This window comes from Bradyrhizobium elkanii USDA 76 (assembly GCF_023278185.1).
Taxonomy (GTDB): Bacteria; Pseudomonadota; Alphaproteobacteria; order Rhizobiales; family Xanthobacteraceae; genus Bradyrhizobium; species Bradyrhizobium elkanii.
In genome coordinates this window covers 7,424,870-7,450,847 of record NZ_CP066356.1, presented here as the reverse complement: position 1 = coordinate 7,450,847, position 25,978 = coordinate 7,424,870, and the positions used below count along the sequence as shown (strand labels likewise).

19 protein-coding genes and 1 pseudogene are annotated in these 25,978 nt (G+C 57.6%); 10 read left to right on the top strand and 10 right to left on the bottom strand.

The features are described 5' to 3' along the window. Positions 1 to 131: 131 nt before the first annotated feature. The gene (locus tag JEY66_RS35315; protein ID WP_233475736.1) at positions 132 to 3,545 is read left to right on the top strand and encodes an autotransporter outer membrane beta-barrel domain-containing protein; all 3,414 of its coding nucleotides are present in this window, start codon (positions 132 to 134) and stop codon (positions 3,543 to 3,545) included. Here JEY66_RS35315 and JEY66_RS35310 read toward each other — a convergent pair. The 3 genes from JEY66_RS35310 to JEY66_RS35300 form a co-directional block, all read right to left on the bottom strand. Then, the gene (locus tag JEY66_RS35310; RefSeq protein ID WP_016846332.1) at positions 3,529 to 3,861 is read right to left on the bottom strand and encodes a hypothetical protein; all 333 of its coding nucleotides are present in this window, start codon (positions 3,859 to 3,861) and stop codon (positions 3,529 to 3,531) included. The genes JEY66_RS35315 and JEY66_RS35310 overlap by 17 nt on opposite strands. A gap of 851 nt (positions 3,862 to 4,712) precedes the next feature. Next, positions 4,713 to 5,135: a type II toxin-antitoxin system VapC family toxin gene (locus JEY66_RS35305; RefSeq protein ID WP_016846333.1), complete on the bottom strand. Its 423-nt coding sequence runs from the start codon at positions 5,133 to 5,135 to the stop codon at positions 4,713 to 4,715. Next, positions 5,132 to 5,386, bottom strand: coding sequence for a FitA-like ribbon-helix-helix domain-containing protein (locus JEY66_RS35300; protein WP_016846334.1), 255 nt, complete (start codon positions 5,384 to 5,386; stop codon positions 5,132 to 5,134). The genes JEY66_RS35305 and JEY66_RS35300 overlap by 4 nt, the downstream gene beginning before the upstream one ends. A gap of 609 nt (positions 5,387 to 5,995) precedes the next feature. Between JEY66_RS35300 and JEY66_RS35295 the strand changes: the two genes are divergently transcribed. Together JEY66_RS35295 and JEY66_RS35290 are read left to right on the top strand one after the other, a co-directional pair. Continuing rightward, on the top strand, positions 5,996 to 6,319 hold the full coding sequence (locus JEY66_RS35295) for a protein NO VEIN domain-containing protein (protein ID WP_240537168.1): 324 nt from the start codon (positions 5,996 to 5,998) through the stop codon (positions 6,317 to 6,319). Positions 6,320 to 6,423: 104 nt separating this feature from the next. Next, positions 6,424 to 9,387, top strand: a complete 2,964-nt coding sequence (locus JEY66_RS35290) for a hypothetical protein (RefSeq protein ID WP_129964842.1) — start codon at positions 6,424 to 6,426, stop codon at positions 9,385 to 9,387. A gap of 26 nt (positions 9,388 to 9,413) precedes the next feature. On the opposite strand, the gene JEY66_RS35285 is transcribed toward JEY66_RS35290, so the two are convergent. The 5 genes and pseudogenes from JEY66_RS35285 to JEY66_RS35270 form a co-directional block, all read right to left on the bottom strand. Continuing rightward, a complete protein-coding gene (locus JEY66_RS35285; RefSeq protein WP_018269974.1) occupies positions 9,414 to 11,333 on the bottom strand; it encodes a DUF7380 domain-containing protein in 1,920 nt (639 codons plus the stop codon). 142 nt (positions 11,334 to 11,475) lie between these two features. Then, positions 11,476 to 11,781, bottom strand: a pseudogene (locus JEY66_RS45580) (DUF4145 domain-containing protein); the annotation flags it as partial. Between the two features lie 66 nt (positions 11,782 to 11,847). Next, positions 11,848 to 12,273, bottom strand: coding sequence for a DUF2130 domain-containing protein (locus JEY66_RS35280; RefSeq protein ID WP_197971330.1), 426 nt, complete (start codon positions 12,271 to 12,273; stop codon positions 11,848 to 11,850). A gap of 103 nt (positions 12,274 to 12,376) precedes the next feature. Further along, positions 12,377 to 14,035 carry a nodulation protein NodU gene (gene nodU, locus JEY66_RS35275; RefSeq protein WP_080586240.1) on the bottom strand — a complete coding sequence of 553 codons (1,659 nt, stop codon included), beginning with the start codon at positions 14,033 to 14,035 and terminating at the stop codon, positions 12,377 to 12,379. A gap of 298 nt (positions 14,036 to 14,333) precedes the next feature. After that, positions 14,334 to 15,788 carry a M20/M25/M40 family metallo-hydrolase gene (locus JEY66_RS35270; protein WP_018269979.1) on the bottom strand — a complete coding sequence of 485 codons (1,455 nt, stop codon included), beginning with the start codon at positions 15,786 to 15,788 and terminating at the stop codon, positions 14,334 to 14,336. Between the two features lie 477 nt (positions 15,789 to 16,265). Between JEY66_RS35270 and JEY66_RS35265 the strand changes: the two genes are divergently transcribed. From JEY66_RS35265 to JEY66_RS35255, 3 genes are read left to right on the top strand one after another with little or no spacing between them, the layout of a single operon-like run. Then, positions 16,266 to 17,093 carry an aspartate/glutamate racemase family protein gene (locus tag JEY66_RS35265; RefSeq protein WP_157183416.1) on the top strand — a complete coding sequence of 276 codons (828 nt, stop codon included), beginning with the start codon at positions 16,266 to 16,268 and terminating at the stop codon, positions 17,091 to 17,093. Further along, positions 17,090 to 18,433, top strand: a complete 1,344-nt coding sequence (locus JEY66_RS35260) for a preATP grasp domain-containing protein (protein ID WP_338028901.1) — start codon at positions 17,090 to 17,092, stop codon at positions 18,431 to 18,433. Before JEY66_RS35265 ends, JEY66_RS35260 begins: the two co-directional genes overlap by 4 nt. A 35-nt stretch (positions 18,434 to 18,468) precedes the next feature. Beyond that, positions 18,469 to 19,725, top strand: coding sequence for a serine hydroxymethyltransferase (locus JEY66_RS35255; RefSeq protein ID WP_018269983.1), 1,257 nt, complete (start codon positions 18,469 to 18,471; stop codon positions 19,723 to 19,725). A gap of 80 nt (positions 19,726 to 19,805) precedes the next feature. On the opposite strand, the gene JEY66_RS35250 is transcribed toward JEY66_RS35255, so the two are convergent. Together JEY66_RS35250 and JEY66_RS35245 are read right to left on the bottom strand one after the other, a co-directional pair. Beyond that, a complete protein-coding gene (locus JEY66_RS35250) occupies positions 19,806 to 20,663 on the bottom strand; it encodes a DMT family transporter (protein ID WP_018269984.1) in 858 nt (285 codons plus the stop codon). Between the two features lie 614 nt (positions 20,664 to 21,277). Next, the gene (locus JEY66_RS35245) at positions 21,278 to 22,075 is read right to left on the bottom strand and encodes an IclR family transcriptional regulator (protein ID WP_026192335.1); all 798 of its coding nucleotides are present in this window, start codon (positions 22,073 to 22,075) and stop codon (positions 21,278 to 21,280) included. A 207-nt stretch (positions 22,076 to 22,282) separates the two neighbouring features. On the opposite strand from JEY66_RS35245, the gene JEY66_RS35240 reads away from it, so the two are divergent. The 4 genes from JEY66_RS35240 (at position 22,283) to JEY66_RS35225 (ending at position 25,959) form a co-directional block, all read left to right on the top strand. After that, positions 22,283 to 23,443: an aminotransferase class V-fold PLP-dependent enzyme gene (locus JEY66_RS35240; protein WP_080583579.1), complete on the top strand. Its 1,161-nt coding sequence runs from the start codon at positions 22,283 to 22,285 to the stop codon at positions 23,441 to 23,443. Positions 23,444 to 23,652: 209 nt separating this feature from the next. Next, entirely contained in the window at positions 23,653 to 24,444 is a 792-nt protein-coding gene (locus JEY66_RS35235) for an amino acid ABC transporter permease (protein ID WP_018269987.1), read from the top strand. Then, positions 24,441 to 25,136, top strand: a complete 696-nt coding sequence (locus JEY66_RS35230; protein WP_018269988.1) for an amino acid ABC transporter permease — start codon at positions 24,441 to 24,443, stop codon at positions 25,134 to 25,136. The genes JEY66_RS35235 and JEY66_RS35230 overlap by 4 nt, the downstream gene beginning before the upstream one ends. 55 nt (positions 25,137 to 25,191) lie before the next feature. Beyond that, positions 25,192 to 25,959 carry an amino acid ABC transporter ATP-binding protein gene (locus JEY66_RS35225; protein WP_018269989.1) on the top strand — a complete coding sequence of 256 codons (768 nt, stop codon included), beginning with the start codon at positions 25,192 to 25,194 and terminating at the stop codon, positions 25,957 to 25,959. Positions 25,960 to 25,978: the final 19 nt, after the last annotated feature.

Sequence of the window (25,978 nt, the reverse complement as noted above, 5' to 3'; positions counted from 1 at the left end):
CGCGAACTACGCACGCCGATGTCTGACCAATGACGGCCGCGCTTCGCTCGCCCATCTGCGTGCACCCGCGCTCGAGTTAGATGGCAAAACACACCTGTAATCAATGCATCGAAGAGAATGTGTAGTGTAGTATGAAGACGAAGACGAAGACGAAGACAGTTACGGCCATCGTACTTGCGGCTAGTGCGTCGCTGGGTTCGCCCAGTAGGGCCCTTGAAACTTTCGATGTCACGGATACGAACGGCGTGACCTTCATGCGAGCGCAGATATTCGGACCCGGCGATGGTCCTTATTGGGAAGGTGACGGGGTTTCAACGAGGAATTTGCCGAAATCGGAAATAGATCATTCATTGGCGGCGATTCGGTATTGGGCGGAAATCATCAAGCTTATGCCGGGTCACGCGCCGGCCATTGTCAACTTCGGGGGAAATAGCGAGAAAAACGCATCTGCCTATAGTGGTATGTCCCCCGGTGGCGGCACCAAGGTGCAGGCGTCGCTCATGGGCCAGGATCCAGGCGAGCTGCACTACGGTGCGCATGGCATGGTTACAATTGGCCTGATGGGGTTTTCGTCCGAAGCATACATCCCTTCGCAATTGCCGACGACTCCAGAGATTGGTCTTACGCCCGTAGTGATCCATGAGCTCGGCCATGCACACGGTATGCTCAGCACTATCAACTATGAACCATCTCCGTATTTCCCTGGGCCGATATCAACGTATTTCCCGGAAAAGATAAATGCGTGGACCGAGCATTTGCGCGACGACAATGGCAAACAAGCCAAGCCTGGGCAGACGATCTATTGCTCCGTCTGCACGAACCTACCAGCTGACGACGTTTTCGATCTGCGCCGCGATCGGGGCTATTTCGCCGGGAAGCATGTGAGTGAAGTGCTGGCCGGTGCCATGCCTGGTATTCCGGTGCGCGTAATGGACGAGCATGGTCGACGGGATGCGCCCTTCGCCTCGCATAGCGAGCTTAAGAACAGCCTGATGAGCCACCAGGGATACCGGAACTACACCGCCCTGATGGAGGCGGAGATCGCCGCGTTTCAGGATATGGGCTACAGCATCGATCGGCGCAACCACTTCGGTTACTCCATCTACGCCAATGGCCAGACTCTGGTAAACGACAATCCCTTCTTCGCTCGTAATGCTGACGGCACCGCCTATCTGCCGAATACGTACAATACGGCTACGCTCGGACTTGGGCTGCACGTCTATGGCAGCGGCAATATTGTGGTCCAACGTGCCGACCTGCTTTCGAAGGGAGCAGGGGGCGCCGGCATCCGCGTCGACGGCGAAAACAACCAGATCATAATCCCGCCCGGAACCCGCGTGTACGCCGATGGCGCCTATGGGCGCGGCGTCATGTTCGCCTATGGCAAGGATCACACGTTTACTCAGCGCGGGGACGTGCAGGCTCTCGGCGAGCATGGCATCGCAGCAAGTTTCGACTTTGGCAACAATGCGATGGGCAACGACCTTGAATATCGTGGCTCGTATATTCGCACGATCGGCAATGACGCGGCCCCGATGCTGAACGAAATCGACGGCCCCCTCGTCAGCAAGTTCGATCTGACCGGGCGCCTGGCTGGCGGTCATGCAGCGATGTACATGTCGAACAATGGCTACGTCAGCGAGATCAATGTGATGCGTGGCGCAATGCTGTCAGGGGACATACTGTCCGATTACGCCCAGCTTGACGAAAACGGTGCTCCGCGCCTGACCAAGTTAACGTTCGGAATGACGCCTGATGCGAACGGTCACTCAACGCAGGAGCCCGACGGAAGCTTTGCGACCCGCTATGACGGGAATATCGTTGGACGCAACCTGTCGCTGCAGCTGTGGGGTGGCGTCACGTTGTTGACCGGCAATCACGAAGTGTATGACGCAACTGTTGCGCAAGGCGCAACGTTGTCCGGCAATGGCAGTTATCTGCTCAGTACTGACGGCCGCTTCACCAATAGCGGTGCTGTCGCGCCGCTTATCGGTCGCCTTGATAACAGCATAACGGTGAATGGCGACTATCTGCAGACCTCGACCGGTCGCTTGCAGGTCGCGGTGAATGATAGCGGTGCGTTCAGTCGTCTGGTGGTGAACGGCAATGCGACGCTCGACGGCACGCTCACGATCACCCCACAGCGCGGCTGGTATGGCAGCGGGTTCAGCTTTTTCTCCAATCGGTGGCTGAATGCAACAAATCTCTCGGGCTCGTTTACGAACGTGACGACATCGCTGCAATCACCGACCTTGCTGGCGAGTGCTACAGCCGAGGGCGGCAACACCTATGCGTTGACGCTTTCCCGCCCATCCGATGCTTACTCGCGATATGGGACCGATGCCAACAGCCGCGAGGTGGGCGCGGCGCTCGATCAAGTCGCCGGCAACGCTGCGTCGGGGCTGCACCCGCTCGTCGCGGCACTCGACTTCTCCTCGCCTGACGGCACGGCGGTGACATCTGCGCTGCGACAGCTCTCGCCCTCCATCTATGCGTCCGAACAGGGCACACGTATCAATGACAGCTTCTATGCGCGATCGGCGGTCTACGACCGCCTGGAACAGGCGTTTGGCGGGGCGCCATCATCAGCGATGGCGGCAATCGGTTATGGTCCTGAGCAGAAAAGGCCGGGTAGCGAGTCTGCCTCTGCCATCGGTGCGATCTCCGCGGCGTCTTCTGATCCGCCATCCTATGACCTGCAGGGCTACGCCGCGTGGGCTTCTGCCTTTGGCGGATGGACGACCCAATCAGGTGACGGCAATGCCGCAAGCACCAGATCCAGCATCAGCGGCTTCATGACCGGGATCGACAGGCCGGTATTTGAGGACTGGCGCTTCGGTGTTCTTGCGGGCTATAGCCGCTCCACTTTCAAGGCTGGCGCTGCTTCGTCGTCAGGTCGCAGTGACAGTTACACGTTCGGGACCTATGCAGGCACCGAGTGGATCCTGCCGGAAGGAGCTCTCGCCTTCCGCTCAGGCATTGCCTATACGTGGCACGATCTTGAGATGAGCCGCAACGTTCGGTTCCCCGGGTTCAACGACAACTTGATCTCGGATCACGGTGCAGGCACTTCCCAGATCTTTGCAGAACTGGGTTACAAAGTCCATCTCGGCAGGTCTTCTGTGATCGAACCCTATGCCAATCTCGCCCATGTTCGCGTCGCGACGGATGCTTTCTACGAGAGGGGATTGAACGGGGCGGCGCTTGGTATTCGCGCTGACACGATGGATACGACGCTCTCCACGCTCGGCGTCTACGCGACCACCCGATTTCAACTTGGCCACATTGCCACGACGGCGCGCGCTGATGTTGGCTGGCGTCATGCCCTAGGTGACATTATTCCGCTGTCGACAGCCAGCTTTGCTGCAGGTTCGAGCGCTTTTGCAGCTTCAGGCGTATCCATCGGCAAGGATGTGGCACTCGTGGAATCCGGTCTGGACTTCCAACTTTCGAGCAACAGCACCCTTGGCATCGCCTATCAAGGCCAATTCGGTTCTGGCCTCACACAGAACGGACTGAATGCCACCTTCAACGTGAAGTTTTGATACGCATGCTCAATCCAACGTGGCCCGGCGCGCGGCGCGCAATGGACACGTTGGCTTCGATCTGGATCCCGTGGCCAGAAACCTGGCCGGCGAGGATGGCCTGCTTGAACGCCGCGCTGGTGAGCGCGATGTCTTTGCCGGCGCATTCGCCATCGCTCCCGATCTTCAACTGATTGACTTGATGTCGGGTCCCGTTCAGATCGGCCTTAGCGAGCCTCCAAAGGGCATAGCCCAAGGTCACCAGCTCATTGGTCGCAAGAGCGTGCTTGCTTGGCCTGCCATAGCGATGGCACAGGGTTTCTGTCGCCCTGTTCAAGCCAACGCAATCCGAACCGGTCGGCGACGGCCTCCAGGTAGCTGTTGAGCTCGTCCTTTTCGGCCGGATCTTGGGTGAGAACATTCTGCGTTTGGGAAAGCTAGTCAGGCACTCCGGGGTCTCCATTGTCAATTGTGGTCCTGCCGGGGCCCCGGTCGCCCCCGGGAATGTCCTCCGCTTGAACACATAGGTGAACTTGATCTTCAGGGCTGTGGAGTGGGCCCGACTGGACCTCGTCGGCGAAAGCGGGAGAGCAGGAGCGCCAGACGTGAACGGGGCGCACCGGAGGGGTTCGGACGCCTCCAGCCGGCATTCCCGCCGACGGAGTGCCTAGTTTCAGGGCCAGTTACCGGGAGGCGCGGTGGGCCGGACAGGTGCCGCGTCGGTCCAAAGCAGCGTGCACTTCATCGAGCTTGATGGAGGCCCGCTTCGCGACGAGCTGCTTAGGAACTCCTCATGATCGTCGATCTGTGACTGGACGCCGAACTTGCGCGGCGCGACGGCACCAGTCTTCCGGCAGTCCTCGGCCCACGGATGGCCTAGCGGTAGGGTAGGTCCATAGCAGGGTGGATAACGTCAGGAAGGCGAGTGCCCGTCTTACGTTTTGCGGATCTGCCGGGGCCTGGTTTGTTTCCCGCCGGGACAGGGGAAGCAATCGTGGACGCCGAGGGCGCAGTGCCAGGAGCCAAGGGGGACTGACTGGACGGCCGAGCAGGTCGCCATCGTGGTCGCCAATTATTTCCTGATGCTCGAGCGGGAGCGGGCCGGCGAGAAAATCAGGCTATTCGGATTACGGTGTGGAGCACGTCCAATTCTTCGTTTAATCCGCAGCCGATGCATCCGGATGCCTGTTAGCTGGTTGCAGTCCAGGGATCGATTATCGTCAGACCGGCAGCATTGAACGCACTCGTGTCGCGCGATGCCACCGCGAAGCCGTGTGCGGCGGCGATCGCGGCGATGTAGCCATCGGGCGTGGGGAAGCCTTTTCCGGCCGCGCGCGCCTTAACGGCGAGTTCGGCATAGCGCCGCGCCGCGGCGGTATCGAAGGGCAGGATGCGGGCCGTGAAAAGGTCCAGCACGCCGTCGAGCGCAACTGCCAGCCTGTCCTTGCGCCTGCCGCGCGGCAGCGCGCCGATACCGAACAAAAGTTCGGCGACGGTAACGCTGGAAAGAAACACCGTCTCGGCCGCTTGGGCGTCGAGCCAGTGGCGGACCGATGGATGCGGTTCGGGCTTCATCGCCTCGGAGACCACATTGGTATCAAGCAGGATCACTCGAGGTGCATCGGCTCAGCGGGACGCACGTCGCGCCCATGTTCAAGTGCCTCGACATCGGCATTGGTGAGGCCAATCTTGCGGCTCATCTCCGAAAGGGCGGTGCCTAGCCGCAGCCGGCCCTGGGGACGCACGGCGGCCTCCAGAATGGCGCGCATTTCCGCTTCCGCGCTGCGATTGTGCTGCGCCGCACGGACTTTCAGGGCGCGATGCGCCTCCTCAGAGAGGTTGCGGATGGTGACAGCGGCCATGATAGCGTCCTCCGGAGATTGATTGCGATGATATCAAAGTAGAGCTCTTGATGGCATTTTTCAAGGGTGATCGCGGTGCTCACGCGCCGGGCCCCGGGAAACCTAAGGATGAGCGCGGCTGGCGCGGCGCCTCCATTCCTCCCTCTGCGGATAATCCGATTTTTTCCAACATCCCCACACCGTAATCCGGATAGCCGAAAATCAACATGGCCGATCTGTACCGGCGGCTATCGCCGGAGGTGGGGCGATCCGAAAAGGCGATCGAAATGGAAGCTCGGCAACGTGTCGGCCGTCCTGGAGGAGCCCGGGATCGCCCGGATCCCCGGGGCTGCTCCGGCCAACTACCAGGATTCCCTGGTGGAGGCCGTTGAGGCCCAGTTAGGGCAGCATCCGAAGTGATCGACTGTGTCGGTGAAGCCGCCTTTCACGTCGGCTGGAGGGCCGGTTCTGGTCCCGCCACCGGCGTTTTCCGAATTCGGACGCGCAGGATGACCGGCCGGCGCTGCAGCGCCTAGTTGGCAAGTACGATCCGGCAGCCAGAGACGAACACAACCGCTCCCTGAGGCGCGCTGGCGAGGAGATGGTGTTCAAGTTCGAGTACGACCGGCTGTGTCAAGCCGGCCGGCGCGACCTGGCCAAGAAGATGGATTGGCCCGCGGATCGCGGCGAGACCATCGGGGTTACGACATCAGATCCTTTGCGCCAGACAACGGCGAGGAGCGGCTGTTCGAAATCAAGACCACCAACAGGCACGCTCGCACGCGCGTCTGGCTGTCCCGTAACCAGGTTGAGACGGCTGCGCATAACCCAGCGGCCTACCGCGTCCGGAGAATCTTCGACTTCAGTAACGGAGCGGAGATGTTCGACATCAAACCGCCGCTTGATGTCTGCTTGTGTTCGACGCCGGACAAGTACGTGGCCGTGCCGAGGTGAGGCTCCAAGCAATTCCGAATACATCATCGGCGGCTCTGTCATTAAGACGTCCAATGGTCGACTGATCTCCACGACAGCTCGGTGGAAATATGGTTAGCCTTCCCTTGGCGCTCGGCCTGGCTTTGACGAGCGTTCTTCGCAAGGAGCTGCGGGCCAATCGAGACCCCGAGGCCAAACTAGCCGAGGTGATGGAGCCCATCAGTGCCCTTTCGGAGACCTCCGATGTGGTCTTCGCAGCGTTGCAGATTTCCTTTCTTCAGGAAGGTTGCCCCATCGAGGTGCAGGCGGCGTTGGCAAAATATTTCGTCGGCTTGCAGAATGTATCCGATGATCTTTATCCGGCGTTCGAGGCGATGGCGAAGCGATCTCCAGAGCCATTCTTGAGGGCGACGCACGACGCCGCGTTTTCTCTGGTTATGCTGCCAAACTCCAGATGGCTCATAGTAGCGCTGCTTTCGGCATCGGCAGATCCAAAGCATGCCGCGGAGATAGCCCGCCAGGCGCTGGAGTGGCTAGCCCGCCATTCTCTAGCGCCCGAGGTAGGCACGTTCCGTCATTCGAGTGGCGATCCGGCAAAGGACGCCGCGGAATCGGAACGGCTGAAGCAGGAGCTCGAGACTCGCCGCTCGGCCTTGTCGGAGGCTGAACGCGAATTTATCGGCAAGCAACTGAAGGAAGACTCCCGAAAAGGTCTGCCGCAGCTCCATTCGTATGCCCTCGAGCTCATGGCGGGAAAGCCACTAGCGCCCGCCATCCCCGCGCTTATGGGATGGGCCGTCGCCAGCGCCTTGAATCCGGACTTCGACCGACCGGATAAGCATTTCCGACATCTCATGCGTTTCAATGCCGTTGATTGGTTGCCGATGCGGGATGCCGTCCGAACCGCTTGCGAGCCGTTTCTGGCGACGGAGGCGTCGAATACGGGCAAGCGCGCGGCGGCCACCATGTTGAGTGCGACCGGAGATCCGGACGATGCGGCGCAAGCGCATGCCATTTTCGGGACTATCACCCCCGACCGACCGCGCTTTTCCTTGAATGACCCGCTCTACAGTGCGGTCGATCCTTGCGATCCGACCGCAACACAAGCGCCGGAGAATATCGGTGCAATCGTTACGGCCAGCAGGAACGCCAACGTTGCGGAGCTGAGCACAGGCCTTGGCATGACCCCTCAGGATCACCAGGTCACCAGGTCCATGCCCGCTCTTGCCCGCTTCGAGCCAGCCACGGCCGTCGAACTTCGCCATAAGTTCGCCCGGCAGGCGCTCGATCGGGCGAACGTGCTGTCGTTGAGGCAGGCCATGATGGCGCTATTGAAGGACAGTGCGATCCTGGAGCCGGAAATCGTAACCCGACTGGTTTCGATCGGCTCTTCGCCGCCGGCGTCCGAATTCTTGACGGACAAGGGCGGGGTTCGAGACGAATGGCTCGTGCAGCAGTATGCCCTTCGCGCAGCCTTTCCGCACCGGAGCGGCGATGAGCAGCTCCGGGCGCTGGAGGCCGGAGGAGGCAACGAGGCATTGCTAGATCTGCTGGAGGCTACGTCACCCGCCAGCGAGACGGAGATTGACGCTGCTCTGGATCGCGCACTCACATCCCGCGACAACAACAGATTGGCGATGGTCGTAAACTTCGCTCAGTTCAGCAAAAGCTCCCTGTCGAATGCGGCGAAATCCCGACTCATTCCCTTGCTCTCGTCCCCCGATGGTGGAATGAGAATGAGAGCATTGGCGCTCGCCGCGCGGTCTCGAGACCCAGTTCTGTTGAAGCAGTTTCTGGCGACGGGCTGGGACGCCGCGAATTGCGACGCGAAGAACGGCCATCGTGAGATCTGGTATGGCTCGCGGTGCCTGCTGGTAGCCGCCGAGTTGGGCTTGATCGGCGCCGCCGAGGCCGTTGGTCGCATGGGGCCGAACTTCTATGGCTTCGCGGCGCAGTTGAGCGATGAGGGCGCCAAATCGGTCGCCGATAGGGTCGATGTCGCATTCCACCGTGCGATCGGTGTGAACGACATCCCTGAATTTCCCCTGGTGCAGCAGCCAGTCACCGCGATCGAGGGGCAGGAGCCGCCGCTTCTGTCCTTGGTGGATCAGCCGGCCCGCGACATGCAGCAGGCATTCGAGAGACTGGGAGAAGATGATGACGCGTTTCAGCAACGGCAGAAGCGCTCTTGGAAGGCCTTCGACCGCTTCGTCGATCACGTTACTCTCGCCGACGCCCGGATCATCCTGGACGATTTCTCCTGGGGAGGATTCGATGCGATTGTAGCCCGGATGCCTTCTCTCGCGGAGAGTTGGAAGCAAGCGTTGCTGGTCGCCGGCGAGGGAGTGTTCCGCGCCATGCATGCATTCGCAACGGGGCTCGCGAGGGCAATCGCGCCAAGCGATCCCGCGGGTGCTGCAGAGCTGTTCGCTCGAACGGCCTCGCTTCGACCTTTCGTAAACCGTGTCATCGGCGTATCGAGCATTCCCGCGGAGGCCGTTGCGGCCTGGTCCCGTGCTTCGATCACGGAGGTGCGTAAATTGTGCTTCGCCCGACTCGACGCGGCCGCGAACGACTCCTTGATAGCTTCGGAGGTTCTCGCCGCGCATGAGGCCGGAGCGCAAGCGTTCATTCAGCAATACGTCGACGAAAGGTTGGCGATCCAGGAGCCGGCAAAGACGGCGCGGGCTCTTCTTGTCTGTGGATTTTCAGACCTGAATGAACATGCCACCCGTACGCTGCAGCGGTTCGAGGCTTGCGAAGGATTTGTCGGGCAAGCCTACGGGGCGGCAACTTATGCCTATCATAGGAACGCATGGGCACGGCATTGGTACGGGATGATGAAGTCTGCCACGAGCCCTGAGGAATTCTGGAGCTGCGCCGTCCTATTCGCGAAGATCGTCGACGGTCGCTTCGATTTGTGGCACGCGGAGTGCGGATCGCCGGGTGAAGTCTTCGCGCGCTTCATGACCACCATCGATGATAGCGTCAATTCACGCATCAAGAAGTGGCAGTCCGAGCGGCAATCCAAGCTCTTTGGCGGAGACATTCCCGATCCGATCTTCACGTTCGGGCAAAGCGGGTCCTAGTTGCCGGGAGCCTTCGCGCCACGGCACTATCCCTTCTCATCAATCGCTTCGGAAGGGCTGTCGAATGGCAAGCGGATGTGTCGCCGATGTTCGTACAGCGGGATCATACAAAGTTGGAAGATCAGCCAGCACGCATACAGCGAGTCGTCCGAGTATGGCTCTCCGTCGTGTAGCAGTCCATGGGCTATCGAGTGACGGATATAGGGCCCCGGCTTCTTGAGGAAGACGTTCTCGATGTCGGTCGTGATGGGGCTGCCGAAGATCGAATCCAGCTCCGGTCGCATCTGCTCGAACAGTGCGGATATCGTTCGGTCCTCCTGAATCTTCGTGGCATCGTCCAATTTTGTGACGTCGTGGCTGTGCGCTCTGAGTACGTGCCGAAGCGAAGCTTCCAGCAAAGGCGTCAGGATGTAGAGAGCGCTAATGAAGTCGCCGCGGAAGAAGCATGTAAAACCGTGGCTGTAGGTCATGACGAGCCCCCGCGGTACGAAGGGGCTGAATTCCAATAGCGCTGCGAAGATCTCCTCGGACAAGTAGTGGTTCGAAACGATGGATTGCCTAGCTACTTCGATCTCGGCAGAAGCCGTAATATGGCGGCGTAGCCCCTCATCGCGCGCGATTTGTTGACGCAGCGTCGAGTCATCCTGCGTTTCGCCAAAGTTGCCCCCTTCGCTGCGATAGATGACCTTGCCATCGCGGTCGTGGTGACTGCCGCCAAATAGGGACGAGAACGGATGCTCTCGGATGGCCTTCTCCGCCTCGGCTATAAGTTGATCCGGATCCGGAGAATGACTGAGGCCCGCGAACGTGAAGAGTTTGTCGAGCAAAGTAGGTTTTTGCATCCTCTTCTCGACCTCTTTGGCGATATCTTCGAGGTCCATCGGAATTGCAAAAGGCGACATTTCGTCGGCGATGCCCGCCTGAATATCCACCAGGAGATGCCGCAACTCCTTCCGGCGATCCTTGCTGCCTGGCAAGCCGTGCAGCTCTTGGATGGCTTCCGTAAGCGTATGAGCAGCCAACATGGCCGAAGGCTGGCGCTTGGCCATCGCGACCAGCAGCTCGCCTGCCGTTGACCGGCAACGGTTCGCGTCGTCGTCGTGTTTGGCCTTATGGTAAGCTCGGGCGGAAAGGCGCCAAAGCTCCACTAAGGTGTGGTCGTCAGCGCCGGCGGGGAGGCCGGCGATCAAGTTTTCGACCTCCTTGCCGACTTCGGCTGCATCCGAGATCCCGAAGTGAAGGTCGAGACGCCCGAACATCAGGGTGGGACTAGTCAGTCGCTTCGCGATCGCTCGCTTCCGCAACGCCACGACGAGCTTCTGCGCGTCCGAAGGGCCATTCTTGTCCATTTTGGTGGCGCGACCGATGAAAAGGGCCCGCTTGAGCAGATCGCGCGCCTCGTGCCGTAGGGCGCCGGTCTCGTTCTCGTCGAAACGCAATTTGAGGATGCCGGCATCGACCTTGGAGACAACTTCGACGTAGGCGGTCGCGGCACATACTCCGATCCGTCGTCGTTTAAGATCGAGCAGCCAGCACAGGTCCGCGAGCCGGGCTCGCAACACAGGGTGCTGTGCCCGCTCGGCCATCGCGGCCAGGGAATCAATCGCGCCACGAAAATCGGCCGGTGTCGCCGAGCGCCGACCGTCTGCCCAGACGATCATTGCAGCGAAAGGGTCGTTTGGCTCGTTGGCCTTGAAATGCATTCCCATGGCCCCAGCGAGCATGGAGTAAACACGGAACGTTGGGGTCTCGGGTTCGGGCTGCGTGTCGGGGAGAGCGCGTCGGTATAGGTCTCCCAGCTCGGCCGCATCGGCGCTGTCCAATGACCGAACCAGCTCTTCGAAGTCGACCTGCGTGACGTCATTCAAGGTCGCCCTGGCCCACGGAGGGGGCGGTGGCGCGGTGTTCTCGGGGCTATCGTCGATCGTAGGGCTCTCGTCGCTCAAGTCGTCTCCTGGACGTTTATGCAATGAGGGTTTGCCGCTCCGTGCAATTGCGCCCGGCGGCAGCACTAAAGGTTGTTCCCCATATGCTCACTCGTCGAGCGATTTCAATGTGGCGGGAGCTTTGTCACGGATGCCTTCCCGACTATTTTGCCTTGGGGCGCCGCGGTGTCGAATTCCGGACTTCATCGGCCGCGCGAGAAAGGACAAACGCACGCTGCAGAAAGTTTTCTATGATGTCGACGATGTGTCCGAGTCGCTCGGCAGTGGGTGTGTATCCTCGGTGAGCAGACGCGTTGCCTGCGTCTGCAACGGCCTCGAGAGTTGTCTTTTCGCGAGGGCTGATGAATCCGCGATCGACCAAGCCGGATAGCTTGCCCTCGAAGCCGCCTTTAGGATCCTGCTCCAGCAGCAGATGGCCGGCCCTGTCCAATAGCGTACGTGCGCCGACGGACGCTAAGACCTCATCCCGGCATTCAGCGGCAGATAGAGTTCATCCATAACGTTTCTCAGCACTTCATCGCTGATCATGTCCGACCAGGCGGGCTTCGGACGAAGGGATGGCGCACCGCGGGTGGGTGACCCAGATCCCGTCGACCATGTCGAAATGCTCGACGTTTCGCGGGCGCGCCTGCGAGACGATCACGGCGATATCGGCGCCGCTGAGCGACCGAAGGCGCCGGCCTGCCCGATATGATCCGTAGGCAAGCGACCATGATACAGAGAAAGGCCGACTTGCACGTGAAGGAGCTGCAGTTCGAGCGGCGGCAAAAGCTTTCGGATCTGGCGACAACCCTGGAAGAGCAGCAAGGCGCCCGACATCGCCATGAGCGGAATGGCAGATCTTCTCAAATTTCAAAATCCGTTGCCGGAACGCTTCGACGCCTACCTTTCGACTACCGTGCGAAGCTTGCCGCAGCTTCGCGAGATCGGTAGCCCTCATCGTAGGCACTCCTGCTACCCAAGATTCTAAGATCGCATGCTGCAAGACGCGAGGGAGCAAGGCCCCGTTGCAAAGATCACGTTGCTCATCATCACAACCATGCCTATGCGGCTTTTGTCCACAACATGCCATCGCACCATACGTGGTCAACTCGTCCCCATTCACAAGCTCCCGCAGCATCCGGAAAGAACCCACGTCCATTGAGATTGGCACTCGTATTGCAAAGCAGCGGGATGCCGGTAAGTTCTTCGTAGACCACGAGGAGTTCGGCGATCTTGTGTTCAGAGGTTCTAGAAACAGTCTGCAATCGCGCAGATCCATCAAGATGTACAACAGCTGGTACTCTATCGAGCCATTCCGCTCGCGTCTGATGATCGAACAGCATGTAAGGATCCGGGGTTCCGGGGAAGAAGATTTCTGGCGCACGATCTTCAATGCATATGGGCGCCACTGGCCGAAAGCATTCACGACGTTTGATCTGATTGAGATGATCCTTCATCCCCGCTGATGTGGCAGCCGCTAGGATGCTTCGTCCGCCTAATGCTCGCGGTCCGAGCTCAGCGCTGCCGGCGAGAAAGACGACGGGCTTGTTACTCGCAAGGATCTTAGCAAGCTCGCGCATATTGCACGGTGCGGCTTCCCATCCTGGTGGCGCCTCGTTCCGCAGAAGTCGCGGACCACCGTAGACCGACCATTCGAGTGGCACGAAGCCCTTCCGCTCTGCTAATGCGGCACAAGCCGCACCTATAGCCGCGCCGCTGTCATTCGGAAAGGGGGGCACCCAAACAGCATCGAACAGTCCGGCGGACCGCATTGCGCTATTCCACTTTATGTTAAGACCACAGCCGCCCGCTATGCACAGATTGTGTCGCCCTGGGAGCCGTGAATGACGTTGTACAGCAGCTGCCAATCGCTCAACCAGGAGATGCTCGAGAAAAGAGTGAAATGATGCGAGTATATCTTCATCTCGCTTGTGATCCAATCGCGAGGCGCTGGCTGCAAAGAAAGCGTGCATGGCAGGAAACCAATCCCCGCTCTCGATCTCCGTACGGTAGCCACGAGCACGCTGCGTGTCGCCGGCAAAGCATTCCTCGTAGAGCTCCCGAAAGACACTCACGATCGCATCATCGACACAACCCAGCGCGATATAGGCCATTAGCTTGCCAGCGACACCTAAATCCCAGGGTTTGCGGTCCAGATCTTTGTAAGGCCCAAAGTGATCGCCGGCCACAGCATAGGCATGACCAACAATTGGAAACAGACATTCAACGAATCGGGCGCCCTGACGTTCAACGTGGTAGAGACGTGGAAGGATGGAGCCGTCCCACACAAGACAGAAAGCCGATTGTCCGGACTGAGCAAACGGGCTTGTGCAGTACGCGGAAGCCACATGGCCCGAGACGTGTGAATAACTTTTATAGGGAAATGCTCTGCCTTCTAGAATCAAGCCAGAGCCGTTGTACGAAGTGAGAAGCCCTTCCGCATGGGGCTCTACGTACGGTCCCCATTTGAGAGTGACAGAGTCAGTACCACTGAGCACTTGGGATTGACCGTCCCCCCCGCCGTCGATCACAAACTGATCAACATCGCACGAATCCAGTCCGTGCTCGGCCAAGGCGGCGACGACATCGTCAAGGTTTTCGATGGCTTGATAGCGGAGATTGTTGTCCCGCTTCTCTTGCTCAACACAAAAAGCCAGTCTTCCGTTCTCGATGAGCGCGATCGCTCCATCATGCCTCAATTTGATGCCGCAGATGCGCATAGCTTCTCCATGTCTAACGTCGGACATCTAGTGTCCGCCGTATCACGATGCAGAAAGCGGGCCAACCAGCGGCAGTGCTTGACGTTTTAGATCCGGAATGTCGTTCCGCCAGCAGTTTAAGCTGCATACTCGGCGTGTGTTCGATCTGGTGCAACTGTATGCGCGCCATGTGCGCACCGGATCATTGGTACCCGGCGGTCGGCGCGTTCCCGTGTCACATTGAGCGGCGTGAAATGGTATTGAAAGCAAGCGCGCGAAAATGGCGTCGAGGCGTCAGCGGATTGTTGCAGGCGCGGCTTCATTGACGGTTCATATATTGTCCGCCGCCTAATTGTTCCGGTTGGGACACGATCCGATCGTTTGTGCATCGTGAAAGCTCCGCAAGGATTCGAATCCACGAACGAATTCCCTTTTGAAAAGTGTAGAGATCGTACTTTTCGTTTGGGCTGTGGTGACGATTATCAGCTCGCGCGAAACCGATGGGTAGGGACTGCAGCCCTAGCCGGCGCTTAACAGTGTTCACGATGGGGATCGACCCTCCGCTTCCTATCAGCACCGAATCGCAACCCCACTCCTGTTTCAGAGCGGCGCGCGCGCAGTCCAGATACGGGCTCCTTGGCTGGATAAAAGATGCGGGGTGGCCTGTGAGCCCGGCAAACTGCACTTTGCAGTCGCGCGGTGTTCGAGCGCGAATGTGATTGCGAAACGTCGATCGTATCCTTTCGGGATCTTGACCATCTACCAACCTGAAAGAGACCTTGGCGACGGCACTGGACGGAATGATCGTTTTCAGGCCAACTCCGCAATGCCCGCCTGCTATTCCATTGATTTCGCACGAAGGGCGAGTCCAGAGTTGCTCCATTACCGAGTAAGAAATGTCCCCAGCCGACTGAGAGAGGCCAACAGCTCCAAGGAATTGCTCGGTGTCGAAATTCAGCTTCAGCAACTCGTCTCTGACAGTGCTGTCCAACTCCGATATGTTGTCGTAGAAGCCCTCAATCGCGACTTCTCCGTTCCTGCCTCTCAGGCTGGCGATGAGTTCAGCGAGAACCTGGATTGGATTGCGTGCAGCATTCCCATAAGCACCCGAATGCAGGTCCCGGTCGGCGCACGTTACTCGGACCTCCTCTTCTAATAGGCCGCGAAACATAACGGTAATCGCGGGTACCGCGTCGTTCCACAATGAGGTGTCGCAAAGCAACATGACATCAGCAAGCAATTCATGTTCGAATTCGTCCAAGAATGCCTCCATGCTTGGACTGCCGCTTTCTTCCTCTCCCTCGAACAACATAGATACGCCAACTGGCAGACTTCCTGTTGTCGCGTTCCAGGCACGGCACGCCTCAATGAAAGTCAAGAGCTGGCCTTTGTCGTCAGATGCGCCTCGGGCAACAATGTGGGTCTCCCCGTTAGGCTGGACCCTAAGCGTCGGCTCGAAGGGTTGAGACTCCCATTCCTGCAGAGGCTCTACGGGTTGGACATCGTAATGGCCATAGAATAGGACGTGTGGACCGGTGGCTTGCTTGCTGTGTCCGACCACTACAGGGTTTCCAATCGTAGCTCTGACGGATGCATCGAAGCCAATGTCAGATAGCTCATGGGCGAGCCAGGAAGCGGCCTCGCGGCATTGCCGTGCATAATGCGGTTCGCACGAGATGGACGGAATTCGCAGCAGTTGGAAGAGCCGGTCAAGGCTAGCATTCAGGTTCGTGTCCGCATGCTGCAGGGCCCTTTCAATGGTTTGCTTGGGCATGTGATGGCTATCTTCACAGGATATTTTCGAAGACATGCCTCTTTGTCCTTTCTTCGGAAGCCGTTGTTTGAATGGTCTGGCTCGCCTCCGACAGTAATTTCTCCAGCAAATAAGCAATGTGCGCTCTATTAGCTCCTCGGTGGACGATCTTTACATTTTCTATGGCCGTCAGGGCAATGTCCGAATTCGTCTCAATGGCGCCGATCCCCTTTGTCGCTCTGCACACACACATAACGTCCGCCGGCGTGTCTCATTCGTGACACAGGCAATGTGTCGACAACTATAAATATCGCAATCTCCATCAGGTCTCTGAAGACCACTTTTCCTGTCGAGTTGGCATACCCTTTGCTGTTCGCACGGCTCATTACCTAATGTTGCAACCGGCGCCATACGTTGTCACAACAGAGGAGCGCGAATTGTTTTGGCTACCACGCGAGCATGTCCTCTTGAATGAGTGGTTGCGGAACGGAAGTGCTGTTGCAGTCAAAGAAGCGCGAAAGGCAGGGTCGTCATACTATGAACTTTGTATCGAGGCTCGATATGCCGTTTGCAGGACCGCTTGGGCAACGGAGGCCCCTTGGGGTAGTGGGCGGAATGGGAAGCTTCGCAACTGCCAAATTCTTGGAATCTCTCGCGCGAAAACGCCGAGCGGAGAAAGATCAGGATCACATTCCGTATGTTGCTTTATCGCTTCCCGATATCACTGATCGATCACAAGCAATCTCAGAGGGGAGTGACGCGCCATTGCAGCAGATATTGGAGCGGGCTCATTGGTTAGAGCAAGCGGGATGTGGAGCGATAGCCATCCCCTGCAACACCGCGCACTTCTGGGTTGGTGAGATCAAGCAGGCGCTGTCGGTGGCTTTGATTGACGTAACCGAGATCACAGCCAAGGTGATTTGCGGCAGGAGGGACGCCGCAGCTCGCGAACTTCGTTTGATCCTGCTGGGAACGAATGCGACTATGCAGCACTCTCTATACCCGCAAACGAATGAGAAGTGTTTCGGCGAGAAATTCGCATGTTGTCGTGCAGAGTTTCAACGAGAAGCCGTTCAGATCATCGCGGATGTCAAGTCTGGAAATGCCGTGGAAGCACGACCAAAGCTGAAGCAGCTTGTTGATCAGATCAGACCCTTCGCGCCTGACGCAATTATTCTTGGTTGCAGTGAATTGTCGGCCATTTCCGACGGTCTGGTAGACGACGATGACATCGTTGATCCAATCAGCATTCTTGCTGACTCCTGTATTGCCTGGTGGGAAAAGGAAAACGAGCTCGTAAACCAGGCGCGCGACGGGGGAGAATGATGAGCCGGGTCATACTCGCGAACACTGGCTCCGCTGCAATGACGCCCTCGGCTCATACGCTATCAGATGAATTCCTGAGAGCAAATGCAGCCTCGGCCAAGAGGCTGCTCTGGCTTGCTAGGGACGACGATATGCTTATTACCCCAACTCCGGTCACGAAGGAGTTCTTGAACTACGTCAATTCCCTAAAAGGTGGAGGTAACATCAAATTGCTGTCGACCTCATCGACATCCACCAAGCGTCCCCTGCCGATCTCGGAACAGGACATCGCGCCCGGTAGCGCCTTTTCTAGATCGCTACGTCTGATGACTATGGGTGCTCAATTTTCATGTCTGGAGCCGTATATCGCTGACGAGGTATCAATTTCCATCGCGAGAGCTTTGGGGAATCTTCCTGTAAGGTTTTCAGATGAGAACGTTGGAGCAAGCCCGGTCGCAACGCGACTTCTTAACGACAAGGAGAAATTCCGCCAGTTTGCCTCCGATCTTGGCGTGCCGATCGCTAATGGCAGCAATTGTGCAAGCATGCAACAATTGGTCGAAGCCGTATGTGCAGTCCTGTCAGAGTCTGAGAGTGCCATTCTGAAGATGGCGCGTCATGCAGGTGGTGACGGCAATATCGTCATTTCGAAAAGCGCGGCGGGATCGTCGCAAGGCGCGACGCGGGCCGTGGCGACACCAAAAATTGATGCGGCTACCTTGCGCGAGGCCGTTCATGAACTTGGGCTGTCTCCGACAGTAAAAGAGCCCGTGATTGTCGAGGTATATAGTGAAAATGAGTCTTCGATGGGCGTCCATTTTGATGTCAGGAGAGACAGGGTTGAGCTTGTAGGTGTAGCTTCGATCCTCTTCAATCCAGGATACGGCGGGGCATATTGGAGTAGCGCTCTGCTCGATCATTTGCCCAACGATGTTCTCTCGTGGTGCAAAAGTCTTGGCAACTACGCCCAACAAATCGGGTATTTCGGACCACTTAGTGTCGACATCGTTAGAGCCAAAGAGGTTGGGTTCTTTGCATGTGAGGTAAACGGGCGCCACGGAGGCTTCTCTTCAATCAGGGCCGTATCAAGCGCGCTAGGATTGGAATGCGCTATCAAAAATGGAGCGCGTGTTGCTCTTTCCCGAAATTGCGTCTCCATTGCGCTTCGATTTCCCGACCTCATTGATCTGCTGCGGCGAAAGCAGCTTCACTATAGGCCTGCCGATAGACGGGGCGCAATTGTGATGGTGGAGGGCCATCAAGATGCCGGACCCTACGACTTTGTAATTTTCGGAAGAGATCTGGAAGAGCTTCAAGGTATCGAGCGTGAACTCGCTCAACTGTCGCATGCGAAAAACTGACGACGACGGCAGCATCACTGTGGGCAGGGGCGGTCATGGATAATCGATGCGAAAGCTTTGACGAAGAAGTGGGAGAGCTGCTGTACTTGGAGGAGCAACGCCAATTAAGCCAGCTGAGCTTAGTCGCTTCTGAAAACTATTCCTCTCCCAGAGTCAGGGAGTTCGAAGGCAGCATATTTGCCGACAAGAATGCGGAGGGGTATCCGGGAAGCCGTTGTGTGTCAGGCTGCGAGTATGCTGACAAACTAGAGCGGCTGGCAATCGAGAGAGCAAAATCCGCGTTCGCATGCGAACACGCGAATGTGCAAGCGATGAGCGCTACCATCGCAAATTTCGCAGTAATGAACGGCCTTTTTCAGCCTCAAGACAGGCTGATGGCGATGCGGCTTCAAGATGGCGGCCATTTGAGTCACGGTGCTTCATTCCATGCGAGCGGTCAAAACTTTCGGTGGTGCTTCTATGGAGTGTCAAAGAGCGACGAGCAACTGAACTATGATGCGGTGCGTTCGATCGCGCTCGAGAATCGACCCGTAGCAATCATCTGTGGCGGTTCTTCATATCCACGCTTGTTTGATTATGGGAAGATGCATGAGATCGCACGTGAGATTGACGCGCTTCTTTGGGTGGATCTAGCGCATACCGCGGGTCTCGTTGCTGGCCGCGCCGTTCCGTCTCCCTTCCCTCACGCCGACATTGTAACAACTTCGACACATAAGACACTCCGAGGCCCGCGGGGCGGCGGACTTATTTTGTGCAAAAAGCGTTTAGGCAAGGCGATCGACCGTGCCATATTTCCCGGACTGCAAGGGGCGCCTAAAATGGACCTGATTGCGGCAAGAGCCGCATTGTTAGCTGAGGTGCAAACGTCCTCTTTTCAGAGGTATGCCGGAAAGGTGTTGAGAAACGCCAAGGCGTTGGAGGCTGGCTTGCTTGAGACGGGCGCTACACTCGTTTCCGGAGGTACTTCGTCGCACTTATTGCTTCTCAGTCTGATGAGTTGGGATATGAGCGGTCGTCAACTTGAAGCGGCGTTATCGGCAGCCCAGGTCATCGCCAATAGGAATCCGATTCCCTTCGACAACCGTCCGCCATCAGAAGCAAGTGGACTGAGAATCGGTAGCGCCGCTCTCACGACGAGAGGCTTTGATGAAGCGCAGTTCGTTCGGCTCGGGAAGTTGATTGGAAATGTGATTACTTCGACCAATAAGCATAACGGTATTGCTAACTTGAGCGCTTTCGTTAAGGAAAACACAAAGGGGCTGCCTTTGTTCAATGAGAAGTGGTTGGCGTAGATAGACTCAATTCACGTTGAAGTGTCTATCTTGCCGGTGTCTTCCGCGACAGCGACTTTCAACCTGATCAGAGGTCAGTGTCATTTCCGTATCACTCTTTCTGCCAGACAGGCCGAAGACCCGACCAGGATAAGTCCGGTACCAAGCCACATCATAGGAGTTGGAGTGATGCCAAAGCAGACCAGATCGACCAGTAAACTTGCTGGCAGACGGACGAAGTCGAGTGGAGCGGCGCGCGCGAGGCGGACGAGAGCATAACCGCGCCCCAGCGCGATCTGTAACAGTGCGGCCAACCCCGCAATAAGCAACAGTAACGGCCAATCAGCGGGTGCCGGCCAAACCCACACAGGGATTGCAAAAGGCAGGCCGATCACAGAGCTCCAAAGCATAAAGTATAGGGCCATCTGTTCGGGAGCATCGACGCTGGCTATGCGCCGTATCATCATGACAGCGAGACTGTCGAGGGCTGCGCCAATCAAGCCAATGACAATCCATGTGTCTGCGCTGCTGATGGTCGGTTGAACTATGGCAAGCATGCCGAAGAGCCCGAGAATCAGTCCAAAGGCCGTCGCGATGTTCTGCCGCTCCTTCAGTACCAGCGCCGACAAGAGCAAGGACCAGATGGGTGACGTGTAGAGTATTGAGGCAGCTACCGTTAGGGGAAGCTTCGATGCACAAGCGACGAATGCCAGAAATCCCGTATAGCCAAATACAGATCTGAAAAAATGTTCTTTCGAAAAAAGGAGGCGGGAGTCGAAGCGGACGTGTTTAGGGAGAATAAGGAAGATGATTGGGATCGACAGGACGCTACGCAGAACAGTCACCTGCAAGGGGGAAATCGTCTGCGTTACAACCTTGATAGCCGAAGACATAGTAACGAAGATCAGGCTGGCGAAAGCAACATGGGCCATGCCGCTTAGTTCGGCATCGCGGTTCATCCGCGCTCTCCTTAGGGATCTGGAAGGTGAACACCTGATGGGTCTTATGGCAGGGCTCTCTGACCCAGGCAGGAATCTGTAGGTCGCGGTCGCTCATAGAGAGGGGGGCAGGACGAGATTGTCCGAAGACACTTCGTGCAGTCACCGATGGTCAATTTGTATGCGTCAAATGGCGGCCCGCGCCTTGAACCGGTCCGCGCGAGAAGCGGATGCTGGATTATATCAGCTAAGTGTGCCGTCCGGCACGACTGTGCATGATAGCGAGCAGCAACATGCGAGCGGTGCGTGCCAAGGATCGGGCCTGAGTCGGATTGGCAAAGATGCGCCAAGCGGATCTGTCGTTTCAGGGGGAGTGGTGCCGTGATCGTGCATGAAGGTCGGCGCACTGCAACTATTATCCCGTTTGAGCTCTGGCCTGGCATCTACCTTGCCAGATGCCCTCCATCTCGATCAACCACTAGGCATGCTAGTTGACGATGGCGCTGCGGCACAGTCCGTAACGGCGATGGATCAGGCTTGTGGACGCTCGAAGATCTTGCCGCCACGACTTGCCGAAGGAGAAATCCATTCTCTTTCTCCCGGCCAGAAGGAGCGGAGCCGAGGGATCCGTCTCCTCAAGTATCCTCAAGGGTTTCGTCCTCGCTATCCGTCTGAAGGATGGTTTGCGACAGGAGCTCGGCGGCTCTTTGAAGTGGAGGAATGAAGCGCTCAAGCTCTGCAAAGCTGACTCGGGCCGCGGGCACGGACACGCCGAGACAGGCGATCAGCTCTCGGTCCGGAGAAACGATAGGAACCGCACAGCCGACGACGCCCTTCACGTATTCCTCATTGGTCTTTGCCCACCCTCGATGGCGCGTCTCCTCGAGAAGCTTCAGGAGGGTCTCGCAATCCACGATGGTCTTATCAGTGTATTGCGTCAAAGCGAGTGAGCGGCATAGCTTTTCACGCGCTCTTTCGGGTAATCGGCTCATGTAGATCTTTCCGGTCGAGGTGCAGTGAAGCGGAGCTGCCTCGCCGGGATTGAATTGAAGCCCCTGTGGTTGGGACACGCGTACGCTGTCGACGTAAGTGACGAGATTGTCGCGCACGACACCGATCTCGCACTGTTCGCCGATCTCGCCGGCAACCGCGCGCAGCACCGCGTGCCGCCGCGCCGTGCGAAAAGCCGCGCCGATGACCTTGGCGGACAGCATAACCAACTGATTGCCTACCACGTAGCGCTTCGATCCAAGCGCTTTCTGAAGGAGGCCGCGTTCTTCCAGATTTCCGACAAGCCGATGCGCGGTTGGAACGGGTAACGAAAGGGCGTTCGCGATCTCTGCGACCGAGACGGCCTTTGTCTGATTAGCGACATGGCCAACTATGGCGAGCGCCCGGTCGAGGGGTCCTGCAGTGTTTTTCTGTTCCGCCATTGTGACCTCCATCTAAGAGAATTATCAGATTTCGGAATTATTGCTACTGAAATATGAAAAAACGGCTTGGACCCTACGCGGGTTTGCTCATAACGTTGGCGTTGTCGGTCGTTGATCGGTTTTTGTGCATTGCACGAGCCCGGTTTGGATGACGACCAAGCCCGGGAATCGGCGGTGCGGGCGGCTATTTTGAAAGGGAGATTGGGAATGTCTCGTCATTACGACGTGGAAGCTGTGCGCAAGGAGTTTCCTGCAGCCGAAAGGATGGTCTACCTCGACTCCGGTTTTCAGGCGCCGCTCGCGCGTCCCGTAATGGCCGCCATCGAAACCTTTCTTCGTGAAGGCTTGGAGACCGCCGGACCGAAAGGTGTGTGGCTCGATCGGGTTGAGCAAACGCGTGCCAAAGTAGCCCGTTTCCTTGGGGTGTCGGCCGACGAAATTGCCTTTACGAAGAATACCTCGGAAAGCATGAACATCGCGGCGAACGCGTTGCCTCTGCGAGCCGGCGATAGCGTTTTGATGATCCATGGGGATCATCCAAACAACACCTATGCCTTTCTCAACTTGAAGAAGAAAGGGGTCGAGATCGACTTCCTTCCGATGACGGACGTCGTAAACGCCGACACGTTCCTTCCGCGCATCGACGAAAAGACCCGTGCGATCTCGCTGTCGCACGTCACCTTCCACGCCGGGCATCGCTTCGATATCAAGAGCATCGGCGCGCTTTGCGCGGACAAGAAGCTCTACTTCGTCGTCGACGTCATGCAAGCAATCGGAATCGTTCCAATCGATGCGAAGGCCACCCAGGCAACCTTCGTCGGCTCCGGGAGTCACAAGGGATTGCTCGTCCCCCAAGGTCTCGGGTTGCTTTATTGGAATAAGGCGTTGAAGGAACTGGAGCCTGCCTATCTTGCCGCTGCCAGTTTGGCGGAGATTCCTCACGACCTTATCGCTCGTCCCGACTGCCTGACGCCATCTCCCAGCGCGCGACGCTTCGAGCTGGGAAACTTCAATCTTCCCGCAGTTCACGCGCTCGGGGCTTCGCTTGACTTGATCGAGCAGATCGGCGTTGAGAACATTCAGAACCATTGCTTCGATCTGGGTGATCATCTCATCGCTCAACTGGACGAACTCGACGTTAGTCTCGTGGGTCCGCGTCAGCGGGAACATCGCTCGCCTCATATCTACGTCGTTGGTCTTCCCGCGGCAGAATGGCTCAGCTACTTCGAAGAGAACGGCGTGCGTGTTTCCCCCGAGCGCGACGGCATTCGCGTATCGTTCGGCATGTTCAACACCGCCGCCGATGTGGATCGTCTGGTGCATCTCATCCGCGGACGCCAGCTAAAAAAGTCATTCAGGGCCGCTTAGGATTTGGCATAGTTGGAGAAAACGCACGCGAAGCGGACGGCGGTCTTATCCCGTCCAAGGGTGAGTATTACGCCTTTCCGCTTACTGGCGTGCTGAAGGAGAAGGCCGCGTAATCAAGTGACGCGGTCGACTGGCACCGGCGCAACGCGCACGACGACCAGCCATGCGGAGCATGGTCGTTATGCGCACCTGCAATCGTGAGGCTCGCGATGTTCGGAGTTCTTCTTGAAAGGACCATGGATGGCCAGCGTTACATCGACTGGCTTCTTTCCGGTCTTGGTTGGACGTTGGCGCTTGCCTTCTTCGGCTGGTGGATTGCGTTCGCAATCGGAATCGCCGTCGGCATAGGGCGAACTGTACATAACCCCTTCTTCCGGGCTTTAGCACGATTGTACGTGGAGGTCTTTCGAAACATCCCCGTTCTCGTACAGATGTTTCTCTGGTACTTCGTCCTGCCCGAGCTTCTTCCAACTACCATGGGAGACTGGATAAAGCAGATACCGCCGCCTTGGGGATCTTTCTTTCCGGCCCTGTGGTGCCTCGGCCTCTACACCGCCGCGCGCATCGCAGAACAGGTTCGCGCTGGCATCGAAGCCTTGCCAAACGGGCAACACGAAGCGGCTGCCGCACTCGGCCTAAGCGGATATCTGATGTATCGTCATATCATCTTGCCGCAGGCACTTCGGCTCATTGTGCCAAGTCTGACAAGTGAGGTGATGGGCGTCTACAAAAATACGTCCGTTGCTCTAACCATCGGCTTGATGGAGCTGACCGCTCAGGCGCGCCAAATCAGCGATGCTACGTTCCAAACCTTCACGGCATTCGGCGCCGCCACTCTCATCTATCTTGCTTTGGCTCTGATCGCCTACCAGACGATGATGCTCATCGACAAAGCCGTGCGCATTCCCGGTACCGCACCGGGCAGGGAAGCCGTCGGATCAGATTTTGACGACATGAAGCTGGAGAGCCCCCTGCCTGGCAATATGGAGGTCGTGAAATGAACAGCCTCGATTTTTCGATTGTCGTGCAGGCGTGGCCCTATCTATGGTCAGGATTGTTGTTCTCGCTTTCCTTGACGGCGGCCGCCTTCCTGGTCGGGATGTTTCTTGGAACGCTCTTCGCCCTCGTGCAGCACTTTGAGCTCCGCATTCTGAGCCAGCTCGTGCGTAGCTATGTCGCCCTGATGCGATCGATTCCGCTCATTCTTGTCCTGTTTTGGTTCTTCTTCCTGGTACCCATCGTTCTGGGGTACCTCTCAGGCGGTGGCCGTCCGATTCCAGTCGGTGCCACCTATACGGCGTTCATCACGTTTGGCTTGTTCGAAGCCGCCTACTATTCGGAAATCATCCGCGTCGGGTTGCGTGCTGTGAACAAAGGACAATTCGAGGCTTGCCAGGCTCTCGCCCTGTCGACATTCGATACGTATCGTCATGTCGTCCTTCCGCAGGTGTTTCGGGTCGCCAGCCCGATCATACTGAGCCAGACTATTATTCTGTTTCAGGATACGTCCCTCGTTTACGTACTATCGCTCACTGATCTTCTTGGTGCGGCTTCGAAGCTGGCACAGCTCAATGGCCGCCTCGTCGAGATGTACCTCGCAGTGGCCGTTGTTTATCTCATCATAAGCTCCGCCGCGTCCCAATTTGTCGCCTGGCTCCGCAAGAACTCCGCAATTGCGGGCGCCCACCGATAGTCAATCGATTATCTGATGACCCGTTGTTCCTAGGGACTACAACCTGGAGATCAGTATGCAACAAGAGCGCACAGTTAGCCTGGGCGACCAGGCGTCGATGGTTGTCGTCGAGCACCTCGTCAAGCGGTTCGGCAGCTTCAATGCCCTGAGCGACATCAACCTCAACGTCGCCAAAGGAGAAAAGATCGTACTCTGCGGGCCATCGGGTTCGGGGAAGTCAACTCTCATCCGTTGCATCAATCATATCGAAAAGCCCGACGCCGGCCGTATAGTGGTCGATGGGATAGAGCTGACGGACCGAATTCGCGATATCAACAACGTTCGCTGTGAAGTCGGCATGGTCTTTCAGAGCTTCAACCTGTTTCCGCATCTCTCGGTGATCGAAAATTGCATGCTCGCTCCGATGAAGGTCAGGGGCCTTACTCAGGCTGAGGCGAATGACCGGGCGATGATGCTGCTGGGAAAAGTCCGGATCCACGATCAGGCCAAGAAATATCCCGCGCAATTGTCGGGCGGCCAGCAGCAACGTGTCGCTATAGCCCGTGCCTTGTGCATGCAGCCCAAGATCATGCTCTTCGACGAGCCGACTTCTGCCCTCGATCCGGAAATGGTCAAAGAGGTGCTCGAAACCATGGTTGAGCTCGCGCAGGACGGGATGACAATGGTCTGCGTCACGCACGAAATGGGTTTTGCGCGCGAAGTTGCGGATCGTGTGGTCTTCATGGATCGCGGTTCAATTGTGGAAGAGGGCGATCCGAGCACCTTCTTTCGCGCGCCGAACACGGAACGCGCGAAGGCCTTCCTCAATCAGATCATCCACTGAGGTCGCGGCCCGCACGGTC